Annotated in this window: 10 protein-coding genes and 2 pseudogenes; 1 reads left to right on the top strand and 11 read right to left on the bottom strand. The window is 53.6% G+C overall.

The genetic code is table 11. The features are described from left to right. Nucleotides 1-388: 388 nt before the first annotated feature. Nucleotides 389-1,840 carry a beta-ribofuranosylaminobenzene 5'-phosphate synthase gene (locus tag IPI63_RS02420; protein ID WP_292476421.1) on the top strand — a complete coding sequence of 484 codons (1,452 nt, stop codon included), beginning with the start codon at nucleotides 389-391 and terminating at the stop codon, nucleotides 1,838-1,840. Nucleotides 1,841-2,185: 345 nt separating this feature from the next. Here the strand turns inward: IPI63_RS02420 and IPI63_RS02415 are convergent, their stop codons facing one another. From IPI63_RS02415 to IPI63_RS02365, 11 genes and pseudogenes are all read right to left on the bottom strand, one after another. After that, nucleotides 2,186-3,463, bottom strand: a complete 1,278-nt coding sequence (locus IPI63_RS02415; protein WP_214066024.1) for an adenylosuccinate synthase — start codon at nucleotides 3,461-3,463, stop codon at nucleotides 2,186-2,188. Nucleotides 3,464-3,507: 44 nt separating this feature from the next. Then, nucleotides 3,508-4,407: a RimK family alpha-L-glutamate ligase gene (locus tag IPI63_RS02410; RefSeq protein WP_214066025.1), complete on the bottom strand. Its 900-nt coding sequence runs from the start codon at nucleotides 4,405-4,407 to the stop codon at nucleotides 3,508-3,510. 193 nt (nucleotides 4,408-4,600) lie between these two features. Then, the gene (gene acs / locus IPI63_RS02405) at nucleotides 4,601-6,571 is read right to left on the bottom strand and encodes an acetate--CoA ligase (RefSeq protein WP_292476418.1); all 1,971 of its coding nucleotides are present in this window, start codon (nucleotides 6,569-6,571) and stop codon (nucleotides 4,601-4,603) included. A gap of 887 nt (nucleotides 6,572-7,458) precedes the next feature. Next, a complete protein-coding gene (locus tag IPI63_RS02400) occupies nucleotides 7,459-9,540 on the bottom strand; it encodes a HEAT repeat domain-containing protein (protein ID WP_292476417.1) in 2,082 nt (693 codons plus the stop codon). A 170-nt stretch (nucleotides 9,541-9,710) separates the two neighbouring features. Continuing rightward, nucleotides 9,711-11,694 (bottom strand): annotated as a pseudogene (gene acs, locus IPI63_RS02395) (acetate--CoA ligase). Between the two features lie 429 nt (nucleotides 11,695-12,123). After that, complete coding sequence (locus IPI63_RS02390; protein ID WP_214064826.1) at nucleotides 12,124-12,285, bottom strand: hypothetical protein; 162 nt, start codon at nucleotides 12,283-12,285, stop codon at nucleotides 12,124-12,126. A 105-nt stretch (nucleotides 12,286-12,390) separates the two neighbouring features. Beyond that, on the bottom strand, nucleotides 12,391-14,409 hold the full coding sequence (gene acs / locus IPI63_RS02385; protein ID WP_292476416.1) for an acetate--CoA ligase: 2,019 nt from the start codon (nucleotides 14,407-14,409) through the stop codon (nucleotides 12,391-12,393). A 458-nt stretch (nucleotides 14,410-14,867) separates the two neighbouring features. Then, complete coding sequence (gene acs / locus IPI63_RS02380) at nucleotides 14,868-16,853, bottom strand: acetate--CoA ligase (protein WP_292478182.1); 1,986 nt, start codon at nucleotides 16,851-16,853, stop codon at nucleotides 14,868-14,870. Nucleotides 16,854-17,168: 315 nt separating this feature from the next. After that, complete coding sequence (locus IPI63_RS02375) at nucleotides 17,169-18,524, bottom strand: tRNA (N(6)-L-threonylcarbamoyladenosine(37)-C(2))-methylthiotransferase (protein WP_292476415.1); 1,356 nt, start codon at nucleotides 18,522-18,524, stop codon at nucleotides 17,169-17,171. Continuing rightward, entirely contained in the window at nucleotides 18,521-18,655 is a 135-nt protein-coding gene (locus IPI63_RS02370) for a hypothetical protein (RefSeq protein ID WP_292476413.1), read from the bottom strand. The genes IPI63_RS02375 and IPI63_RS02370 overlap by 4 nt, the downstream gene beginning before the upstream one ends. A gap of 106 nt (nucleotides 18,656-18,761) precedes the next feature. Next, nucleotides 18,762-19,490 (bottom strand): annotated as a pseudogene (locus IPI63_RS02365) (AI-2E family transporter); the annotation flags it as partial. Between the last annotated feature and the right edge of the window lie 116 nt (nucleotides 19,491-19,606).

Below are 19,606 nucleotides of genomic sequence, written 5' to 3'. Positions count from 1 at the left end.
CTGGAAGACCGAGGCTTTTTGAATCCACTGAAGAATGGCTTACAACTGAGAAGTATTTATCTATGGATATAGAGTGGTGAGTGGGTTAACAGGGCTGTATAAATTACAGAAAATCGGCATACTGCCTTCATTCCGTTCACGCGCCGTCTGAGATCGATATATTAAATCTTCGCTGCACATAAATCTCTACTGAGGATTGCGAATCTGCACTGGGAGATAGGCTATCTGCAGTCTCAGCAGCAGATCGAGAATATCCCTTTTAGCGGGAAAAAGGCTTTATCCGATCAGAGGGATCTGTTCTTCTGTGGCAAAACAGGACTCGCTCTCTGTTATCCAAAAGATAAACGAGCTGGAAAGCATTATAGGCAGGCTAAGTCCAGTACAGAAGATGCTTTTAGGGACTGATGGCTCAGTGACCAGCCTCCTGGAGATTCTCACCGGCAGCCCAGTTGAGATCGAGACTTTGACACAGGAGATCGTCCCTGCAAATCAGGTAGTGGCGAAAGAGCTTAACCTGAATCCCGGAGAAGATGTCAATTACCGGGTGGTGAAGCTGAAGAAAGCTGAGACCGGCGAGACACTCATTTATGCCGTCTCTCACACCCCCTTAAAAAGGCTGGAAGAGAGCTTCCGGGACGACCTGACCAGAGCCGATATACCAATTGGAGTTATTCTGAAAAAGCATAAGATGGAATCCAGAAGAGAGATAAATAGTGCCGGATTCCTGCAGGCCGGCAGAGAGCTTAGCCAAATCTTCAATATCTTTCCAAAAGAGCTCGTCCTCCAGCGTAACTATAAAATCATCCGGCATGGAGAACCACTGATAACCATCGAGGAGACATTTCCATACAACAGCTTTCAGGATGGCAATAGAGTGGTGATAGAGACCCCTGCCAGGATCCATTTGACTCTGACTGACCTCACAGGTACGTCCGCCCGTGTGGATGGTGGAGTAGGAATCACACTGGACGAGCCAGTGATCTTGCTTGAAGCAGAGAGAGGGAATGAGCTTTCAGTCGAGGGTGAGAATGCTGATCGAGCCGAAGCTGCTGCCCAGGCAGTAATGAGGCGCTTCGGCCTGGGAGGAGCGCGGCTGACTGTAAGAGAGGATTATAAGATGCACGTGGGCCTTGGCAGGGGAACGCAACTGGGCATTGCAGCGGCGAAGGCACTCTGCGAACTTTATCATAAGGAGGTCAGCGTGCGGGAGATCGCCAGGACCATCAACCGCGGCGGGACAAGCGGGATCGGGACGGCGGCTTTCGATATGGGCGGCTTTATCATCGATGGAGGGCACACCTTTGGACCGGGCAGAGAGAAAACGGATTTCAGGCCTTCTTCTGTATCTTCAGGCATTCGCCCGGCGAGAGTGATAGCCAATCACGATTTCCCCCAGGACTGGAGGATCCTGCTTGCCATACCCAAGGTCCCCAGGGGCGCCCATGGCCAGCAAGAGGTTGATATTTTCAAGAAGTACTGCCCGGTGCCTCCAGCCGAGGTTCATGAGCTCTGCTACCAGATACTTGTTAGGATATTGCCTTCCGTAGTGGAGGAGGATCTGGATGAGTTCGGAGCGGCGATAAACCGGGTCCAAGAGATTGGGTTCAAGAGGATCGAGGTGATGCTTCAGCACCCCTTGGTGCGGACCCTGATGGAAGAGATGAGAGCGGCAGGAGCTGCCTGTGCCGGCCTCAGCTCCTTCGGGCCGACGGTCTTTGCCGTTACCGATACTCAGGCAAGAGATATTGAGTCTGCAGCCTATGATGCAATGGGATCTGAGGGTGGGGAGGTCATGATCACAAGAGCCCGAAATGAAGGGGCTCGGATCAGGGCATTCTAGTTGGACAGGCCGACGACATCTGCCTCTCTTATCCTCTCAATATCCGCCATCCAGCCCACTATTCAGCCCACTATTCAGCCCGGAGTCACACGGCTCGTCCCATTGGTACACCAGTGACAAGAACGGGCAGTGCCAGGAACAGGTCCTCTACACCATCGTCTTTTTCAGCGGATCTCCCTCCAGATTTCCTCCCCCAGCCGGCTCGTTTTCAGCTGCCCAGCCTGCTAGGGAATGGAAATCAACTCCATGCTCCTCCCATCCAGAGCAGAGTTCTCTCTGATGGCGTTATTGTACAATATATTTTTTGCGATTATGAGTCTATGAGCCTGTGCGCTGCAGCTCTTCTCAATCCTCATCCAGATCTCGGAAGATGGTCTGCTCCCTTCCCGGTCCCACAGAGACTGCTCTGATCTCCACTCCCAGCAGATCCTCCAGCTTCTCCACATAATCGCGGGCATTCCCGGGCAGATCATCATACTCCTCAACCTCGGTTATATCCTCCGTCCAGCCGGCTGACTCCTCGTAGACCGGCTTGCACCGGCCGAGGTCTGCTGTGCTCTCCGGCGGATAGCCGATGATCTGGCCGTCCAGATCATAGCTCACACAGACCTTTATGGGATCGATTCCCGTGAGCACATCCAGCTTGGTGAGGGCCAGCTCAGTGTAGCTGTTCAGATAAATGGACTTCAGGCCCAAGACGGCATCAAACCAGCCGCATCTGCGTGCTCTCCCTGTGGTGGTGCCGTACTCTGCGCCCTTCTCTCTCATCTGCTCTCCCATGGAATCGAGAAGCTCCGTAGGCATGGGGCCCTCTCCCACCCTTGTGATGTAGGCCTTGACCACCCCTACCACATTGTCAACCATTGTCGGGCCCACGCCCAGGTTGGTGCAGGCGCTTCCGGCAATGGTAGAGCTGGAGGTGACGAACTTCTGGGTGCCGTGGATGACGTCCAAGAATGCCCCTTGTGCTCCCTCGGCAAGGACGCTCTTCTCCTCCAGGAGGGCGATGTTTATCTCTCGGGAGACATCGCTGATCCTGTCCTTCAGCTTCTTTCCAATCTCCAGATATTCATCGATGTAGGGAGCATATCTGACCACATTGGGGTCGCCGCCCATATCCGTAATGGCCTTCTCTTTGGCGGGGGCGATCTCATCGAGCTTGGCCTCCAGAAGAGCGGGATCGGTCAGATCTCCCACCTGGACCTCCTCGCGAGCGATCTTGTCCACATAGGCGAATCCAATGCCGCGGTTTGTGGTGCCGATCTTCTCCACCCTTGCCTTCTCACGCAGGCTGTCCAGCTCGATGTGATAAGGCATGATAACCGTCGTCTTGGGGTCAATTCCCAGATCGACCCTGATCCCCTCTGACTCCAGGGTCTGAATCTCATTCCAAAGAACGCGGGGGTTTAGCACCACGCCAGGACCGATCAGAAGCCTGCGGCCGAAGATCGCCCCGCTGGGAACCAGATGGAGCTTGTACTTCTTCCCTGCCACGACCACTGTGTGGCCAGCATTGTCCCCGCCCTGGAAGCGAGCAATGATATCGTAGTTCTCTGCCAGCAGATCTATTATCTTGCCTTTTCCCTCATCACCAAACTGCGCACCGGTGAGTATCGTAAACATACTCCGTGAGATGGCCGGTCACGTAGATAACTATTTTGATGAGATCATCCCCCTCTCTCGCCCAGGATGCTGCAGACATGCTCTGCTATTGCTTCTGTCACATCTACCCCCCAGGCATCATGGATCCCTTTGCCGGATGGCGTCCCGTTCACCTCGATCACCAGCAGGCCATCCCTGCTCTCCAGGAGGTCAACGCCGCAGTACACAGCACCAACAGCACGGGCAGATCTTACAGCCAGCTCTTCCAGCTCCCGGGTCTCAGGGCAGGGGGTGGGCTTGCCGCCCTGTGCCAGGTTGCTGATCCATTCTCCTGGTGGAGCATTGCGATATATTGCTCTTTGAAGCTTGCCGCCCACCACAAAGGCCCTGATGTCGCGCGGGGTGTCGGAGGTTACGGCGATGAACTCCTGCAGGTAGACCAGGCCGCAGGCCTCCACTATCCCTCTCAGCCTCTCGATATCCTGCTGCTCGCTGCTCTTCAAGAGGATGATGTCCCGGCCTTTGTAGCCGAAAAGGGGCTTGGATACAGCCACCTTAAAGGAATGGAGGGCCTCCTCGGCGATATCCGGGCTGGTGGTGACCACAGTTCTGGGGGTGGGGACTGATGCCTCATGCAGCCTTCTGGAGGTGGCATACTTGTTTGCTGCCCCGGATATGGCCTCCGGGGGGTTGATGATCGGAATTCCCTTCTCAGCCAGAGCAGTCAGGGCCTCGAAGCGAAAGGAGACATCGACCGCCCCCCGCCTCCCCAGATCGCGGACCACCAATGCATCCAGACTAAATAGATCTGCCCCGCCACATCTGAGATCCAGGCCACTGTTGATGCTGCTTTCAAGCCATGAGAAATCAAGAAAGACTGCTTTCGCGTGCCTCCGGGAGAAGGAGGCCATCAGGGCTTTGGCTGTCCAGTCGCTACGGTCGGAGACCACGATTCCAACTCTCATGGCCAGAAGTTGGCGGGCAGATATAATATCCTGATTGCTCGGGAGATTTGCTCGGGAGATTTGATCGAGAGATTTGATCGGGAGAATTGGCCCTCATCACGAAGGCGCCGGGGCACAGAGGAGGATTTCTACAGTATACCCGCCCGCACAATTTTATGCTAAAAAAATGGAAAGCCAAAAGAGACGATTCCGCTCAACTGAGGAGCGGAATCAGGTCCAGAGCCTGAGGGTTGACCACAGAGGATGTATCGAGGATCTTCTCTCCTAGGGCTCGAGCCTTGATCAAGGGTCGCACAGGCTTTCCAGCCTTGTTCCTGGGGATATCAGCTATGAATATCACATCTGAGGGTATGGCAATGGGGCCGAGGGTCTTGCGCACGAAGGTCTTGATATCCTTCTGCAGATAGTCATCTCCCTCAACACCGGGCTTTAGTACGACATAGGCCACTATGCTCTCTCCTTTAACCCTGTCTGGCTTGCCCACCACAGCCGCCGCCTCCACTGCGGAGTGCTTCTCTGCTGAGGCCTCCACCTCTGCATTGGAGATGCGGTGGCCCGCCACTTTGAGAACATCATCCCCCCGTCCCAGGGCCCAGATATAGCCATCCTCATCCACCCGTGCCTTGTCTCCGGAGTGATACTTGCCTGGGAAAGCAGTCCAATAGGTCTCATTATACTGGACTGGATCCTTATAGATCTCTCTGAACATAGAGGGCCAGGGTTGGGTGATGATGATATCTCCTGTAGCCCCGGCAGCAGAAGGCTGGCCGTCCTCGTCCACCACCTGAACATTATATCCGGGCAGGGGGAATGATGGCGAGCCGGGCTTGAGCGGGGTTATGGGCAGGGGGGCGATGACCTGAGAGCAGGTCTCACTCTGGAACCAGGTGTCCATAATGGGTGCAGATCCGCCGCCCACATACTCTCTCCACCAGATGAAGGCGTCTGGGTTCATCGCCTCGCCCACCGATCCCATCAGCCGGACGGTGGAGAGGTCGTACTTTTGCGGCCATCCAGGCCCCTCATTCATGAACATCCTGATGGCAGTGGGGGCGGTATAGATCACAGATACTCCGTACTCCTCGATGATGGAGAACCAGCGGCCAAAGTCTGGATAATCCGGCGACCCCTCGTACATGACACTGGTCGCACCCAGACAGAGCGGCCCGTAGGCGATGTAGCTGTGCCCGGTGATCCATCCGATATCTGCTGTGCACCAATAGACATCGGTGTCCTTGATGTCGAAGACCCAGGAGGTGGTGAAGGCGGGCCCAACACTGGCTCCGGCATGGGTATGGACGATCCCTCTGGGCTTTCCTGCAGCACCGGCGGTGTAGAGGATGAATAAAGGATCGGCAGAGTCCATGGGCTGGGTTTTGAATGTTGCTGGCTGGCCGGCAACAAAGTCATCCCACCAGAGATCCCTTCCCTCCTGCATGGCGATCTCCTGGCCATTCCTCTTTGCCACCACCACTCTCTCTATGCACCCCAGGCCGGAGATGGCCTCATCGGCCTGCGGCTTGGTGGCGATGGGCTTTCCCCGGCGGTAAGAGCCGTCGCAGGTGATCAGGAGCCTTGGCTGGCAGTCCTCCAGGCGGTCGCGGACGGCAGTGGCTGAGAATCCAGAGAAGATCACCACATGGATGGCGCCGATCTTGGCGCAGGCCAGCATGGCGATGGGCAGCTCGGGGATCATGGGCAGATAGATTCCCACCCGATCTCCCTTCTTGATCCCCATCTTCTGCAGGGCATTGGCAAATCGATTGACATCTCTATAGAGCTCATAGTAGGTTATCTTGCGCACATCTCCCACTGGCTCGCCCACAAAGATATAGGCCAGCTTGTTCCGCCGCCAGGATTTAGCATGTCTGTCCAGGGCATTGTGGGCGATATTGATCCTGCCGCCGGTGAACCATTTCGCAAAGGGGGCCTTCCAGTGCAGAACATCGCTATAGGGCTCGAACCAGTCGGCATAGCCTCTGGCCATCTCATCCCAGAACTGGACATAATTCTCTGAGCACCAGGCTCTAAGCTCTCTCTCCGACTTCATGCCCTTCTCCTTCATCCAGGCCAGGACATTGGAGTTCTCAACCAGGTCCTTGGGCGGATGGAACAGGCCTTTATCTGAGGTCTTAACAGAATTTTCCGTTTTATTATCAACCATTTTAAATCGCCTTACTATTTTATATCTTTAAAAGACATTCTATATCGTTACACAATTTATCAGCTTATTTGTAATTGCATATGACATTGAAATGCCTTTTAAACAATTAATTTTTGTTGTATTACAAGGATATAAGTTTGTTGAATCTTATTTATGATGATATATTCTCTTTTGGGCTGTTTTATTTTTAATGATCTTTCTGTTTGGCTTTCTGTCATTTTCCCCCTTAAAAAATTCTTTTTAGCTGGAAAGCATAATGTGTGATGGGAAATCGGATTCAATAGCCTCGAAATGGCGTTGATGCTGCTCCGGCTGAACATCTGGAGATAAGAGTTGGATTTTCATCACTATTCCTCATCTCCAGGCATTCAAGTCAGCATGATAATTGAAATCATTCATTCATGTCGATGAATATGCAAAAGATGGACGATGCAACCATCGATTAAATATTATTAATAATATTTATAATATTAATGATATTAATGTTATAAATATATCTTACATCAAGCGGTATTGGCAGAAGAATATATCCAATCCAAAACGGGTTTTGCTGCTTTCTGTGGTCAAGCCTAAGGATATCGTTTCTCTTCTCTGTGTGCCCTTATCTTTTGCAATGGCATATGAAAAGGCTGGATCGGATCGATTGATCAACTGCTCGATTTCTGCTGGACTTCCATGCTCTTCGATGCTGCAAAGACCCATTGCCCGCTCATATTCAGCTGCTTTTGGGCAATTCTCAGGCGGAGGGCGGCCGGGGCAATCCGTCGGCAATCCATCCCATTACGAAGGCTGCAGCCACATCGGATGCATAAGCCTTCCAGGCATCTCGCTCTTCTCTGCCTTTATTCTTCCCTTGGGCACGGGCAGATCTGAGATCCCCCGGATCATCATGGAAGCTCGCAGAAATTCCAGAGCTTTTGGCCGGCTCTATGGGCAGCTGCCGCCCCTGCTCCTTCCATCTCCACAGCATTTATCTTTGGCCACATTTCAAGAGCCTGGGCGAAGAAGTCGTTAGTGGGATCGTCCACCACCTGGTCGCCCGATGCAATCTCGCCCCTGACGACCTGGGGCGTGCATTCCCCAGGAGGCTCTGCCTTGATAAGCCCCCGCCAGCCGCCGGAGGAGGCATAGGCCATGGCGCTATTGAACAGCGCCTGGTCAGTTCTGTAGGTCCAGTTCGCCCGAGGCTTGAACTCTCGTTCCAGTTTGCCATATTCATAGCCGTAAATGATATCTGCAACAACGACATCTCCCAGCCTGGGGCGAGAATCTATCTCTTTGGGGTCGGGCAGACCGCCGGCAATTCCAGAAACGAGAACATATTTTGGCCTCCAGAGCCGCACCGCCTCTCCGGCCGCCAGAGCGCCTTCTGTGGTCCCGGCCCGTCCGATCATGCCCACTGCTATTTTGTAATCCGCATTGAGATTTTTGCAGAAGGTCTTCCCGAACTTCCAGGCATAGCGGTTTGGTACATCTCCCATATCCGGCGGCGGGCTTGGTTCGGACAATCGATCCCGGATGCTGCCATATTCCTCAGGCAGGACAGTCAGGATGACCACATCTGCCAATGATGGAGATTTATCCTCGAAGACTGGGCTAAGACACAATAATGCTGTCACAATTCTATCGAGCTTCTCTGGAAACTCTGGCTCATGTTCGATCTCTTCCAAAATTTCACAGAATTGTTTTTTATCTTCTTCTGGCAGCAGCTTGCAGAATTTCTTTAATTGCCAAACAACTCTTGAGCTATTTTTTGATATGCTGGAGAGGCTATTTAAGGAAAGAGCCATTGCTGCTTTTTGAAGCTCATTGCCTGGGGCCTCATATACAGTGCCAGAACCACGAGTGATCTCACAGATCTGTCTGGCCTTCTTCTGGATCTCAGCGATTGTGTCCTGTATATTTTCCTCAATAATTGGACTGCCTTTCCGCAACAGCTTGACGGCACCGGGGGCTCCTTTTTCGGCAGCTTCCATATGACTTGCTGCTTTATCACAGTACCAGCGATAGGTATTGAGTTCGCTGGCAATCTCTTCCAGAGATCTGCCCTTCAGCCTTTGAGACTCCTGAAGGGCTTGGGCCAGGCTCTCGACTGCTTTTAGGAGTTCATCCCTGCTCTTGGAGCCTCCAACTGCCTCCTTCGCTTCTATTAGATACCTTTGGATCTCGTCCTCCTCACCGCCTTGGAAAGTTATAGTGTAATAAGTGCGATAAAAAGGAAGACAGAATCTTGCCGGACTATATTCTGACTCTTGAGACGATTTTTCGAAATAAGCAACAGCATCCATTAACTCATCTTTTAGTGTGTCGTTATCTTTAGCCTCAGTGGCTTTGGATATTGCGGCTCTTCCCAAAGAGTGATAGGCATGCATTCGCACAAAGCTGTCTTCATCCTGGGTCAGCCTGTGAAGATCCTTCCAGGCCATTGTTTTGTCGGGAACATGGACGAAAGCCCTTCCCAGAGCTCCTGCCGCTAACATTCGCACGTAGCTGTCATCATCCTGGGTCAGCCTTTGAAGGTCCTGCCAGGCCGATGGCCTGTCGGGAACATGGATGAAAGCCCTTCCCAGAGCTTCTGCCGCTAGCATTCGCACAAAGCTGTCATCATCCTGGGTCAGCCTGTGAAGGTCCTGCCAGGCCGATGGCCTGTCGGGAACCTGGGCGAAAGCCTCTCCCAGAACTCCTGCAGCTTGTGATCGCACAAAGCTATCATCATCCTGGGTCAGCCTTTGAAGGTCCTGCCAGGCCGATGGCCTGTCGGGAACCTGGGCGAAAGCCTCTCCCAGAGCTTCTGCCGCTAGCATTCGCACAAAGCTGTCTTTATCCTGGGTCAGCCTGTGAAGATCCTGCCAGGCCATTGTTTTGTCGGGAACCTGGGCGAAAGCCCTTCCCAGAGCTACTGCGGCTTTCCGTCGCACGTTGCTGCTTTCATCCTGGGTCAGCCTGTGGATCTCAGCTTGATCTAGCAAAGAGACTACACCAGGCACTAATTGCAGTCGAATGATAAAAATTTATTCCTCAACGATGCAATAGACTGATTTCATTCCGTCCTGGAAAGAGCGATGCCTCTCAGCCAAAGGCAGAACAGGATAAAACAGCTCGAATAACCAGAGCAATAAAAAAAAAGGTGATATCCCGCTTACAGATCAATGCGCGGGATGTTGTCCACGGACTCGGGGTTGGCCAGAGCAGAAAGGTCTCCGGTCTCCTTGCCCAGGGCCTTGGCCTTGATGACACGGCGCATGATCTTGCCGGACCTGGTCTTGGGGACATCCTTCACGAAGAAGACCTTGTCCGGGTATGCCACCGGGCCTAGGACCTTGCGGACGTGAACAGAGATCTCCTTCTTGAGATCATCAGACTCGGCAACTCCATCCCTGAGAATGATGAAGGCGACTATCTTCTCTCCCTTGACCTCATCGGGCTGGCCGACCACGGCTGCCTCAGCGACCTTGGGGTGGCTGACAGCGGCGGACTCGACCTCTGCATTGGAGATTCTGTGCCCTGCAACCTTCAGTACGTCATCGATTCTGCCCTGGATCCACCAGTAGCCATCCTTATCGCGGGTGGCCTTGTCTCCAGCCAGGTATGTGCCGGGCTTGATATCCCAGTACATATCCCAGTACTCCTTCTTGTACCTGACTTCATCTCTGAAGAAGGCACGGAGCATGCTTGGCCAGGAGTTGTCTGAACGATGTTGCCGCCGTATCCGAGTGGCACGGAGTTGGCATCCTCATCATAGATATCGACATTGAATCCAGGCAGGGGAATGTGACCGAGCCGGGCTTCTCTGGAGTCATGGGCAGAGGAGCGATGATATGACATCCAGTCTCAGTCTGCCACCAGGTGTCGATGATCGGGGCCCTGTCAGAGCCTATGTTCTTTCTGAACCACATGTAGGCTTCTGGGTTGAGGGGCTCGCCCACAGAGGCCAGGATCCTCACTCTGGACAGATCGTATTTCTTCACGAACTCCTCGCCGGACTTCATGAACATCCTGATTGCAGTGGGTGCAGTGTAGAATACAGTGACATTGTACTTGTCGACGATCGACCACCAGCGGCCAAGATCAGGGAAGTCGGGCGATCCTTCGTACAGAATGGTGGTAGCACCCAGGCAGAGCGGGCCGTAAACCACGTAGCTGTGGCCGGTGATCCATCCGCAGTCTGCAGTGCACCAGAAGACATCATCATCATGAACGTCCATGGCCCAGGAGGTTGTCTGAGCGGGGGTGACAGCATATCCGCCATGAGCATGCTCAATGCCCTTGGGCTTGCCGGTTGTGCCTGAGGTGTAGAGGATGAACAGCCTGTCTTCTGGGTCGAGCTTTGCGGTCTCGCACTCCTCGGACTGGTCCTTCACGAAATCATCATAGAATACATCGCGCCCCTCGGTCATGGACACATCCATCTTGGTCCTCTTGACCACGACTACCTTCTGGACAGAGGGTGCAGTCTTCAGGGCCTCATCCACATTGGGCTTGAGAGGCAGTGGCTTGCCGCGCCTGTAGAAGCCATCGGCAGTGACGACAACCTTGGCCTCGGCATCATTGACCCTGCTGTTCAGGCCGCCAGAGGAGAATCCGGAGAAGACGATGGTGTGAATGGCGCCGATCTTGGCGCAGGCCAGCATGGTGATGGGCAGTTCGGGGATCATGGGAAGGTATGCAACCACTCTATCTCCCTTGACCACGCCAACGCTCTTGAGGGCATTGGCCATCTTGTTGACCTCTTTGTAGAGCTGGCCGTAGGTGATATCCCTGGTATCTCCCAGTGGCTCGCCGATGAAGTGGTAGGCTATCTTATCCTTCTTGGCGCCCAGGGCATGTCTGTCCACAGCATTGTAGGCCACATTGATCTTGCCGCCGGTGAACCACTTGAAGTAGGGCTTGCCGGAGTCGTCCATGACCTTGGTGTAGGGCTCAAACCAATCGGCAAAGGTCTTGGCCATCTCATCCCAAAACTCAATATAATTATCAGAGCACCACTTGCGCATCTCCGCCTCAGTCTTGAAGCCCTTCTTCTTCATCCACTGATAGGAATTGGAGTGCTCAATTATGTCCTGGGGGGTGTTGAAAATCCTTGTCTCTTCCTGCAGAGCAGCTGTTTTTGCTGTTTCAGCCAATTTAGTACCTCCTTCTAATCTAGATCTGGCGTTCCCCGCTCCCGATTCTGTCAGGCTCGATGGCTGAAGGGATCCGATCAGGAGATGGGATCCGATCAGGATGCGAAATCCAACCAGGATTTCTATTCAGCCCGACCCTCCTCTTAATTGCATATCTTGCACACCGGTGGGAGTTGGTAACCATCGAAGCGAAACCTACGTGATCATTTATAAAGCTATCGAGATAAAAATCATCATGATCTTTAATAATAATTATTTTTCACTATAATCTCGTTTGCCCGCCCTGATTCCTCCCGGCTGCAGATCGATCAGAGGTCTGGGTCTGCAACCATGGATCCTGCCATCTCTTCTATAGAGCAATTCCTTGATCTCCGCCCAATGCTCTGGACTGTCCAGATGGCAGCACAGCTCCACCGGGGCCGGCTCTCCTCATGTCTGATGATGGAATCTGGCCGCGAAATACATCTCTAATGCTCTATTGTACTCCAGGGTGGGAAAGCAGCCCCCCATGGCGAAATGGCAGCCGATCCGGTCCTCATGCAAAGATGCAATCAGCTCCTTGAAGTCAGAGAGCATCCTTTGATAGATCATGGAAAAGCCCACAATCCTGAGCCCGGCCTTCTTTATTGCCTCTTTTCTGTCTGAGCTGCAAAAGCAATCTCAGGGGACTATATCTGCAAAGATCTCGCTCTCTGCTCACTTGATGATGGGAATGGCATCGACCGACTCCGGGTTAGCCAGAGCGGATATATCCCCCACTGGATTGCCCAGGGCCTTGGCCTTGATGACCTGGCGCATGATCTCGCCAGATCTGGCCTTGGGCAGATCATTGGCGAAGTAAACCACCTCTGGATAGGCCACAGGACCAAGAACAGAACGAACATGCTTGGCCAGTACGGGCTTGAGATCATCGGCCGGTTCCACGCCCGTCTTGAGGATCACAAAGGCCACTATGACCTCACCTTTCACCTCATCCGGCTTGCCTATCACAGCAGCCTCCGCCACCTTGGGGTGGGAGACCAGTGCGGACTCGACCTCGGCATTGGATATCTTGTGTCCGGCCACCTTCAGCACATCATCGATTCTTCCCTGGATGGTGAAGTATCCATCCTTGTCCTTGGTGGCCTTGTCGCCTGCCAGATAGGTGCCGGGCCTGATATCCCAATAGGCCGACCAGTACTCCCTGTTGTATCTCTCAGGATCTCTATAGAAGGCCCTGAGCATTGACGGCCAGGGGGTCATGCTGATGATCTTGCCTCCAGAGCCGGGGGATACAGGATTGGCATCTTCGTCATAGATGTCGATGTTGAATCCGGGCAAGGGGAAGGTCGGGGAGCCGGGCTTCAGAGGGGTGATGGGCAGAGGAGAGATCAGGAAACAGCCCGCCTCAGTCTGCCACCAGGTGTCCATAATCTGGCACTTATCGTTGCCAAAGAACTTCCGGTACCAGATCCAGGCCTGGGGGTTAATGGGCTCGCCCACAGTTCCCAGCAGCCTCAGGCTGGATAGATCGTACTTCTCGGGCCACTCCTCTCCCGCCTTCATGAACATCCTGATGGCTGTGGGTGTGGTGTAAAAGACGCTGACCTCGTTCTCCTCTACGATCTTGAACCAGCGGCCAAAGTCCGGGTAATCGGGCGATCCCTCGTACAGGATGCTGGTTGCGCCCAAGCAGAGGGGTCCGTAGATCACATAGCTATGGCCGGTGATCCATCCGACATCTGCAGTGCACCACCATATATCATCTTCCTTGATATCGAAGACCCAGGCGAGGGTTTGGGCTGGGGTGACGCAGTATCCTCCATGGACATGCTCGATGCCCTTGGGTTTGCTGGTTGTTCCCGAGGTGTAGAGGATGAACAGTCTATCCTCTGAGTCCATGGGCTCAGCCTCAAGCGCCGGGATGTCGGGAGGATCTGTAATCCAGTCGTCGGGCTTCTTCAGGCCGATGAGCTCATGGTACCAGATATCCCTTCCCTCCCTCATGGGGACATCCATGCCCGTCCTCTTCACCACCACCACATTCTGCACACTGGGGGTATCGGAGGTTGCTTCATCCACATTGGGTTTGAGTGGCAGAGGCTTGCCGCGACTGAAGAAGCCATCAGTGGTGACCACTACCTTGGACTCGGCATCGAGAATCCTGCTGTTCAGGCCGCCAGCAGAGAAGCCGGAGAATATTACGCTATGAATGGCACCGATCTTGGCGCAGGCCAGCATGGCTACTGCAGTCTCGGGGATCATGGGCATGTATATAGAGACCCTGTCACCCTTGATCACACCCAGGCTCTTGAGTCCAGCCGCGAACCTGTTTACCCGATCGTAGAGCTTGCTATAAGTGATCTTTATTGTGGGCTGGTCGACGGGCTCAGGCACGAATATATAGGCTGCCTTGTCCTTCCTGGCGCCCTTGGCATGTCTATCCACAGCATTATAGGCCACATTGCACTTGGCACCCACATACCAGCGAGCATAAGGCGGCTTCCACTCCAATACCTGTGCCCAGGGCTCAAACCAATCGGCATAGGTTTTGGCCATCTCCGCCCAGAACTGGATATAATGCTGGCCTGTCCAGGCACGCATCTCGCGCTCGCTCTTGAATCCTCTCTTCTTCATCCACTGCATGACATTGGAATTCTCAACCAGATCCCTGGACGGCTCGAATATCTGGGTCTCTTCATATAGAACAGATGTTGTTGCTTTTTGTTCAGCCAAATTTATAACCTCCTTCAGTCCCTTTTCCTCCCAACCCCCTGCCCGATCTGTCCTGATTCCCACGGCCAATTCAATACAGCCATCGGGCTTTATTTGTTGTCATATCGGCCTGGATCCTGGCCAGCAGGGCCCATTGTAAATATCAATGATTGATAATTAGCCTGTTCTTTCATTCACAAATTTGCCGGGGCGAATTAACATTATGGTTGATGATTATCATTATTTACTATTATTAAGTATGGCTCTCCATTCGAGATCTCTATGTATCATTCCATGCAGCATTTACATGTACGTTCCATTCAGCATTTACATGTACGTTCCATGCAACATCTCTATGCAGCATTTCCATGTGGCATTTTCATGTAGTATTGATGAGGGCAGAGCAGCTGGCAAACAGATGAATAATGATCAATGATCGATAACAGGTACTGGTTAAAAAAAAGAGGCGGAGATCCCCATCAGACGACCTTGGGGATGCCATCTACTGCTTCTGGGTTCATTAGGGTAGATGTGTCTCCGACTGGATTGCCGAGGGCCTTTGCCTTGACGACACGGCGCATGATCTTGCCGCTTCTCGTCTTCGGGAGATCATTAACAAAATGAATCTCTGAAGGCGCCGCCACCGGGCCGAGGGTCTTTCTGACGAAGGTGATTGCATCCTTTGCCAGCTCAGGAGATGGCTCATTGCCAACTCTCAAGATAACGAAGGCTATGATCGATTCACCCTTGACCTCATCGGGCTTCCCAACAACAGCCGCCTCGGCGATCTTGGGATGGGCCACCAGGGCTGATTCGACCTCGGCATTGGCTATTCTATGGCCAGCCACGCTGAGGACATCATCGATCCTTCCCTGGATGAAGAAGTAGCCGTCCTTGTCCCTCGTCGCCTTGTCTCCAGCCAGATAGACGCCGCGGCGGCCGGGGACATCCCAGTAGAACTGCCAGTACTCCTTCATGAACCTCTCTTTATCGCCCCAGAATGCCCTCAGCATCGATGGATAGGGCTTTAAGGAGACGATATTTCCTCCAGACACCAGTGGAACCTCGTGCCCATTCTCATCCAGCACTGATATGTCGTACCCGGGGAGCGAGAATGTACACGACCCGGGCTTCAGGGGGGTGATGGGGAGGGGGGAGGTAAGGAATGTTCCGGTCTCCGTCTGCCACCAGGTGTCCATGATCTGGAGCTCGCCCCGTCCGATGTGCTCACGGTACCACATCCATGCCTCTGGATTGATCGGCTCTCCCACTGAACCCAGCAGCCTCAGGCTTGAGATATCATATTTTGCAGGCCACTCCGGGCCCTGCTTCATGAACATCCTTATCGCAGTGGGAGCAGTGTAAAGGACAGTGACCTTATGGTCCTGTATGATCTTCCACCATCTTCCAATGTCTGGATAATCCGCAGCACCCTCGTATATGAGGCTGGTCATGCCCAGGATAAGCGGTCCGTAGACGACGTAGGAATGGCCGGTGACCCATCCGATATCGGCAGTGCACCACCACACATCGTCTTCCTTCAGATCGAATACCCAATGAAGCGTCTGAGGCGTTCCAACGGCATTTCCGCCTGTGGCATGCTCGATGCCCTTGGGCTTGCCGGTTGTGCCTGAGGTGTAGAGGATATACAGTCTGTGCTCGGGGTCAAGCCATACCGGGTCACACTCCTCGGGTTGGTCTTTGACCAGATCATGCCACCAGACATCCCTTCCCTCTTGCATCGTTACATCAACGCCGGAGCGCTTGAATACGATTATCTTCTCGACAGAGGGGGCACCAGCAGCGGCCTCGTCTGCATTGGGCTTCAAGGGCAATGGCTTTCCACGCCTGTAGAAGCCGTCAACGGTGATGATCGCTCTGGAGCCACAGTCAGCAGCCCTATCCATCAGGCCTTTGGAGCTGAATCCCGAGAAGACTATGCTATGGATGATGCCGAGCTTGACGCAGGCGAGCATGGCGATGGGAAGCTGGGGTATCATCGGCATATAGATGCTAACCCTGTCTCCCTTTCCCAGGCCAAGGCTCTTGAGACCGTTAGCGAATTTATTGATCTCTTTGTAAAGCTCGCCATAGGTGATCTTCTGGGTCGGCTGATCGGTCGGCTCAGGAATCCAGATATATGCTATCTTGTCCTTCTTTGCGCCCTTGGCATGCCTGTCCACGGCGTTGTATGTGATATTGATCTCACCGCCGGTGAACCAGTGGAAGTAGGGCATCTCAGAGTCGTCCATTATCGTGGTGTAGGGCTTATGCCAATCGACATAAGTCTTCGCCATCTCATCCCAGAACTCCAGGTAATGCTCATCAGAGGAACACCAGGCTCGCATCTCCTTCTCAGTCTTGAACCCCTTCTTCTTCATCCATTGCATTACGTTTGAATTCTCTACCAGATCCTTTGGCGGATTGAAGATTCTGGTCTCTTCTTGGAATACCGCCGTTTTCATCTTTTTTTCTTCTCCAGCCACTTTTAACACCTCCTAGATCATAATCAAATATTTTGTGCACTTTCCTCCTCGATATCAGAGCAGATCTGGCGCGAAGAATCTGCCCGCTGTCCACTCTAATTCAACACAGAGAACAGCATTTGTTTTCCGAATTCTGATAGGCCTTTCAGATAAATAAGGTTTTTGCTTGTTAATAATTATAAATAATAACGTCTATGGATACCCCGCTTCAAAAAGCGGCAAAACCACAAAGAGCCTGGAGGAAGTCATCCCGGGGCAGCTGGAAGAATACTGGCAATGCCGGCCCAGCCGTCATTATTGCAGAATTCCACTCAAATAGTATGGATTGGTTTCTGTGATCTTTATCCTGCACCAGCTTCCCAGATCCAGTGCGCCCGGGATTACAATGCCAGCATAATTAGAAGATCTGGCCTTCACTGTCTTGCCTCTCCCGCACTCGGTGACAAGGGCAGGCAATGATCTTCCCAAATAGCGGCTGTTCCTCCTCTCAGCGATCCTCAGCCATAGCCTGGTCATCCTCCTTGAGCGCTCCTTCTTGATCCTGTCCGGCATATCGTAGAGGCTGGCGGCTGGAGTTCCCGGCCGGGAGGAGAATCTGGTGATATTCACCTTATCCGGCTGCAGCCGCTCAATGAGGTTCATGCTCTCCTGGAAGTCCTCCTCCGTCTCACCTGGAAAGCCGGCGATGATGTCGGTGATTATGGAGATCTCAGGATAGGCAGAGCGAAAGGCGCCCACAATCTCCAGGAACTCATCTGAGGAGTATCTTCGTCCCATATCTCTCAGGACGTCATCCGAGCCGGACTGGACAGGGATGTGCAGGAAGCGATAGATCTTGGGGCTCTGAAATGCCTCAATCAACCTATCCTGAATGGGCTTGACGCTATCGGGGTTCATCATACCCACTCTGAGCCTGAAATCCCCGGGAATCTCAGCCAGCGCCTCCAGCAGCCCGGCCAGGTCTGATCCGATATCGGATCCAAATGCAGCAGTATCCTGGGCAGAGATCTGAATCTCTGCTGTGCCAAGCTGCACCAGCCTCTCTGTGGCAAGGAGCACATCCTCGACCGGCCGGCTCTTCAGCCTGCCCCTGGCCCTTGAGACTATGCAATAGCTGCATGAGCCGGCACAACCTTCCGCCACATTGACTATGCCGCAGCTATCTTCTCTGGAGGAGGATTCGCGAAGAGGTGCACCAATGCGCCTATTGAATGGCATCTGCTCGAGAAGGGCGCCCTGGGGCGGCAATTGCCTTGATTGCTGATTCCAGAATTGCTGATGCTGCGATTGCTGATGCCTTGATTGCTGATGCCGCGAAGGCATGGCCCGGCCAGCATAGAGCTGAGAGATCCAGGTGGCATCCCCTCTCTTTAGGGGCCCCAACCTCCCCTGGCAGCGCAGGGATTGAATTGATTGGGGCATTGCCGCTGCCAGGCACCCGCCTATGAGCAGCCGATCGCCCTCCAGTTGCCGCAGCCTGCGGAGGACCTTTCTCTCCGTCCTCTCTGTGACGGCACAGGTATTCACTATCACCATATCTGCCTCCTCCAGGCGGGAGGGGATATGGCCCATCTCCTGCAGGGCTTCTGCCAGCTCCCGGGAATCTCCGAAGTTGGATGTGCAGCCGAAGGTCTCGATATAAAACCTCATTCTATAGCCTCACTCAAGGCCATATCCTCCCTTTGCACCTGATAGATGCCATTGATCGCCCCCATCACTGCAGGGGCGAGGAAGAAGCCGCCGATGCCGGCCACCAGGGCCCCCCCAAAGAAGGAGAGCATTACCAGCAGAGGATGCATTGAGGACCGGGTGGAGACTATGTAGGGGCCTTATGAACAGCTCTGAGGGAAGGTAGATGAGGGCGGAGCTGATGACCAGAAAGAATAGTGCCCCCTCCAGGCCCACATTGAAGTAGCGGTAGACGGCCAGGGGAAGTATGACCACCCAGGAGGTGAGAACCGGGACCATGCCCGCGATAAAAACGATGCTCGCCAGGGCTATGGGCCTGGGGATGCCGAAGAGATAGAATGTGAGTGCTGCAATCAGGCTTCCCACAATTGAGGTATAGACGGTGCCGATGTATATGCCGCCGAGAATTCTGTCGATTCTCTCGATGTACCTTTCCAGTATCCTCATCTCGCCATCTGGCAGAAGGGATATCACAGACCCCACAAAGGCCTCGCCATCCAGGAGGATGAAGTAGCAGATGGGAAATGAGATGAGAAAGTTGATTATCCCCAGGGAGGCCAGCCGGCCGATCTGGAGGATGGGGACGGATGTCGCCAGGGGGCCGATCAGGCCGAAGGCATTCTCCAGGGCGGAGATCAGCCCCTCCCTGATCCAGAGGGGGAGGTCATCTGCTGTCTGCTGCAGGAGGAAGCCTATCCATGATCTGAGAGCCTCCTGGTTTTTCGCCAGGGCTATTATCTGGCCGGCCACCTCCAGGCTTCCCAGGCCCAGCATGAGGAAGATGGGCACAACGACGCATATGGCGGCGACAAGCGAGCCCAGCCTCCTTCGCCTGCCGAACCTGTTCCGGATGGGCCGGCCCACATAAGCGAAGACGCTGCCCAGGATTATGCCGTCTAAGAATGGAAAGGCATAGTAGGCTGTCATGCAGACTGCAGCCAGGGCTAGGATCAAAATGCTCTTATGCTCTCCAGACCATCTGCCAGGGTCGTAGTCCATGAATCACACCGGAGAATTTGGCGGTTTTGTGGATGGTTGATTTT

The sequence above is a fragment of the Methanothrix sp. genome (genome assembly GCF_016706325.1).
GTDB lineage: Archaea > Halobacteriota > Methanosarcinia > Methanotrichales > Methanotrichaceae > Methanothrix.
The sequence above is the reverse complement of the archived record's forward strand: the minus strand, read 5'-3'. Positions and strand labels throughout refer to the sequence as shown.